4 protein-coding genes and 1 pseudogene are annotated in these 3,885 nt (G+C 70.6%); 2 read left to right on the forward strand and 3 right to left on the reverse strand.

Annotated elements, in window-relative coordinates:
• Positions 1-52: 52 nt before the first annotated feature.
• The 3 genes from I53_RS22055 to I53_RS22065 all read right to left on the reverse strand — a co-directional run bounded on the left by I53_RS22055 (position 53) and on the right by I53_RS22065 (position 2,185).
• Positions 53-550 carry an ATP-binding cassette domain-containing protein gene (locus I53_RS22055; RefSeq protein ID WP_251982399.1) on the reverse strand — a complete coding sequence of 166 codons (498 nt, stop codon included), beginning with the start codon at positions 548-550 and terminating at the stop codon, positions 53-55.
• Positions 547-1,323 carry a GntR family transcriptional regulator gene (locus I53_RS22060; protein WP_083936126.1) on the reverse strand — a complete coding sequence of 259 codons (777 nt, stop codon included), beginning with the start codon at positions 1,321-1,323 and terminating at the stop codon, positions 547-549. Before I53_RS22060 ends, I53_RS22055 begins: the two co-directional genes overlap by 4 nt.
• 343 nt (positions 1,324-1,666) lie before the next feature.
• A complete protein-coding gene (locus tag I53_RS22065; protein WP_043354708.1) occupies positions 1,667-2,185 on the reverse strand; it encodes a MarR family winged helix-turn-helix transcriptional regulator in 519 nt (172 codons plus the stop codon).
• Positions 2,186-2,306: 121 nt separating this feature from the next.
• On the opposite strand from I53_RS22065, the gene I53_RS22070 reads away from it, so the two are divergent.
• Positions 2,307-3,581, forward strand: a complete 1,275-nt coding sequence (locus tag I53_RS22070) for an amidohydrolase/deacetylase family metallohydrolase (protein ID WP_043354710.1) — start codon at positions 2,307-2,309, stop codon at positions 3,579-3,581.
• Positions 3,582-3,591: 10 nt separating this feature from the next.
• Positions 3,592-3,885 (forward strand): annotated as a pseudogene (locus tag I53_RS22075) (alpha/beta hydrolase); the annotation flags it as partial.

A 3,885-nucleotide genomic window follows, 5' to 3' on the forward strand; every position in this document is an offset into this window, starting at 1 on the left:
GCGAGCGCAGCAGCTCCGCGTGCATCTGCGCGCGGATCTCGGGATCGAGCTTCTAGAACGGCTCGTCGAGGAGCAGGATCCGGGGCTCGGTAACGAGGCTGCGCGCGAGCGCCACCCGGCTGCGCATGCCCCCCGACAATTCGTGCGGGTAGGCGTCGCGGAAGGCCTCGAGCCCGACGAGCCGCAGGGTCTCGTCGACCCGCCGCGCCCGCTCCGCCCGGCCCATGCGTCCGGCCTCGAGCCCGAAGGCGACATTCTGGGCGGCCGTGCGCCAGGGCAGCAGCCGGTCCTCCTGGAACATGTAGGTCATCGCCCGCCAGTCGCGGAAGGCGTGTGACGGGATGCCGTCGAGGAGGACGGCCCCCTGATCGGGCTCGACCAGCCCGGCGATCATGTTCAGGAGGGTGCTCTTGCCGCAGCCCGACGCGCCCAGGATCGCGACGATCGCGTGCTGCGGGATCGCGATGTCGATGGCGTCCAGGACGTGGAGCGGCCCGCCCTCGCGCCGGTCGAACCACTTGCTGACATGATCGAGCGCGACGGCGTTCACGGCTCGCCTCCGTCGGCCATCGGCGCCTGCATCGGCGGCTGCACCGGCGCCACCACCGCGGTGTCGCGCAGGCTGGCGATGACCTTCTCCAGGGTCATGTCGCGGAACGTCTCGACGTGGCGGCGCGCCACCAGGGCGGCGCTGTCGGCATCCCCCGCCACGAGATGCTCGATCATCGCGGTGTGGTCGTTCTCGATGTTCGGCCTGACCCCCTGCACGCCGAAGCCGAGGGCGACGAGGCGGGTCATCTCGTCGAGGAGGCCCGACAGGGTCCGGTACAGGCGTCCGTTCCCGGCCGCGGCGGCGATCGCGAGGTGGAAACCCCGGTTGGCCTCCAGGAAGAAGTCGATCTGGTTGCCCATCTCCACCGTGATCTTGCGGCGGCAGGCCTGCTCGAGGCGCTCCAGATGCGCCCGGTTCACGCGGCCGGCGGCGCCCCGGGCCGCGAGGGGCTCGAGCTCCATCCGGAGGGCGAAGACCTCGTCGACATCCTTCACGGTCACCGGGCTGACCCGGTAGCCGTGCCGCGGCATCGAGCTGACGAAGCCTTCCTGGGCCAGGCGCTGCAGCGCGATCCGGCAGCTCGCCTTCCCGATCTCGAACCGCTCCATCACCTCGGCCTCGGTGAAGCGCGTGCCGGGCAGGAGGCGGCAGGCGACGATCTCGCGCCGCATCAGGTCGTAGGCCTGATTGCCCTTGCGCGTGGCGTCGGGGACGGCGAGCACCGTCGCCATCGAGCGAGCCGGCCCGGACCTGTCATCGCGCGTCGTCATGGCCCCTCGCTGTTCGGGCATTGAGGATCCCACAGCATGCTGTGAGCAGCTCACCGCACGCAGGACATGTGCCAAGCACGCGTCCGCCCGGCCGCGCCCATTAGGCATTGGTGAGCAGAACGATTGTCGGATGCCGGCATTCGCCCCAGGCTGGGAAGCTCAGATTCGCCGGGTGATCAGCTCAGCACGCCCTGTGGGCATGTCATGCCGTATTTATGCGCAACCGGCGCGCGCTCTGTAAATGAAATACCCGTCCAATTTTCACGAAGGTATTGGGATAAGGAACCTTTCGAAACTCTTCGACGCAGCATAATCTGTGTCTTCTTTAGGCAGGCGCCGCGCCCTACACGATGTCGGGCTGGCCGCGCCGGTGCTCGTGCCCCGCGATGACGCGGCGCAGGAGCCGGGTCAGGGTGTCCTGCTCCGCCGGGGTAAGGGCCTCGACGGTCAGGGCGTGCGCGGCCCGCGCCGCCGGCTCCATCGCGCTGTGGAGCGCGGCCCCCGCTTCCGTCAGCCGACAGACCTGCGCGCGGCGGTCGAGGGGCGAGGTCGAGCGGCTCACCAGGCCGCGCGCCGCGAGACGTTTCAGGGCGCCGGTCGTCGTCGTCCGGTCGAGGGCGACCGCGCTCGCGAGGGTCGTCTGATCGGCCTCCTCCAGGTCCCGCAGCAGCGACAGCAGGCTGTACTGCAGCGGAGTGACGCGAAACGCGGCACAGCTTTCCGCGAAAAGGCTGACGTGGATCTGGTGCATGCGGCGGGCCAGGAAGCCTGGGCGCTCGCCCAGGGGCCAGTGCCGCGTGTCCGTCGCCCCGTTCGCCTTTGCCGACCCCGCCGCGAATCCGGCGTCCAGACCCTCATCCATCGTCCGACTCCGCAGAACGGTTCCAGTCTTGGCACGCCGCGTGCTTCGCCGAAATACGAAGCATGCTTCGCTTTTGGCAAGGGCGAGGCCGGCGCGCGCCGGCCGGGACCACGAGGTCGACATGGACAATCGCCGCTACGATCTGGTTCTGCGGGGCGGGCGGGTCATCTGCCCGGCCTCCGGCATCGACGGCATCCGCGACGTCGCGGTGCAGGACGGGCGCATCGCCGCCGTGGCGGAGACGATCCTGCCCTCGGCCGCCGCCGAGGTCATCGACGTCACGGGCAAGCTCGTCCTGCCCGGCATGATCGACACCCACGCCCACGTCTACCAGTACGTCACCGGCCGGTTCGGCCTGAACCCCGACATGGTCGGCGTGCGCTCGGGCGTCACGACGGTGGTGGACCAGGGCGGCCCGTCCTGCATGACCCTGCCGGGCTTCCGCCACTTCGTCGCCGAGCGGTCGCAGACGCAGGTGCTCGCCTTCCTGTCGGCCTACCTCGTCGGTGGCCTGGAGGGGCATTTCTACCCGAACCTCTACAGCCCGGACGGCGTCGACATCGACGCGACGGTGAAGTCGGCCACCGAGAACCGCGACCTCGTGCGCGGCATCAAGGGCCATGCCGAGATCGGCGGCTTCGCCCGCTGGGGCATCAAGGTGATGGAGATGGCCGCCGAGATCAGCCGGCGCGCCGACCTGCCGCTCTACGTGCATTTCGGCCAGCTCTGGGGCCTGCCGGAATCCGGCGCCAACGGCGAAGATGCCGACACCATCGTCGAGCGGGTGATCCCCCTGCTGCGGCCCGGCGACGTGCTGGCCCATCCCTTCACCCGCCACCCGGGCGGCTTCATCAACGAGCAGGGCGAGGTCCACCACATCATCCGCCGAGCCATGGAGGCCGGGCTGAAGGTCGATGTCGGCCACGGCAGCCACTTCTCCTACCGCGTCGCCCGCGCCTCGCTGCCGGCGGGCGTGATCCCCTACACGCTGGGCGCCGACATGCACGGCTACAACACCGAGGTGCCTCAACCCGCCGGCACCCCGGACGAACACCACGACGACGAGAACCACCCGTTCCTCGGGCAGGCGCGGTTCAGCCTCACCCAGGCGATGAGCTCGATGATGGCGCTCGGCATCCCGCTGGAGGACGTGGTGCCGATGGTGACGTCGCATCCGGCCGAGATGCTGCGCATGGGCGACCGGATCGGCGCCCTCAAGGTCGGATACGCGGCCGACGTCTCGGTGCTGCACGACGATCGCGGCCGCTTCCTGCTGCGCGACAACGAGGACACGCGGGTGATCGCCGACCGCCTGCTGCGCCCGGCCTTCTGCCTGCGCGCGGGGAAGCGATTCGAGGCCGACTCGCCGATCCTGCCCCAGGCGATCGCGGCCTGAGGCGGCGCCGATGCCCGCCTTCGTCCTCGACGACCCGACACCGCCGGATCCGCGCCACCGCTGGGACAGCCTGGACGCGGCGGCCCGGGGCGCCTGCTACGACAACAACGCGGGCGTGCCCGACAGCGCCGCGCAGGTCGCCGCCCGCAACGCGGCCTCCGCGACCTACCGGGCCGCGCATCCGGACGGGCTCGACATCCCCTACGCCGCCGGAGCGCGCAGGGGCTTCGACCTCTACCCGGCGACGGAGACGGGGGCGCCCTGCCTCGTCTTCGTCCACGGCGGCTACTGGCAGCGCAACGCC

Source organism: Methylobacterium sp. B1 (assembly GCF_000333255.1).
In the GTDB taxonomy this organism is placed as follows: domain Bacteria; phylum Pseudomonadota; class Alphaproteobacteria; order Rhizobiales; family Beijerinckiaceae; genus Methylobacterium; species Methylobacterium fujisawaense.

Coding starts and splice junctions, on each gene's coding strand:
- I53_RS22060 (WP_083936126.1), bottom strand. CDS start 1,323: ATGACGACGCGCGATGACAGGTCCGGGCCGGCTCGCTCGATGGCGACG.
- I53_RS22065 (WP_043354708.1), bottom strand. CDS start 2,185: ATGGATGAGGGTCTGGACGCCGGATTCGCGGCGGGGTCGGCAAAGGCG.
- I53_RS22070 (WP_043354710.1), top strand. CDS start 2,307: ATGGACAATCGCCGCTACGATCTGGTTCTGCGGGGCGGGCGGGTCATC.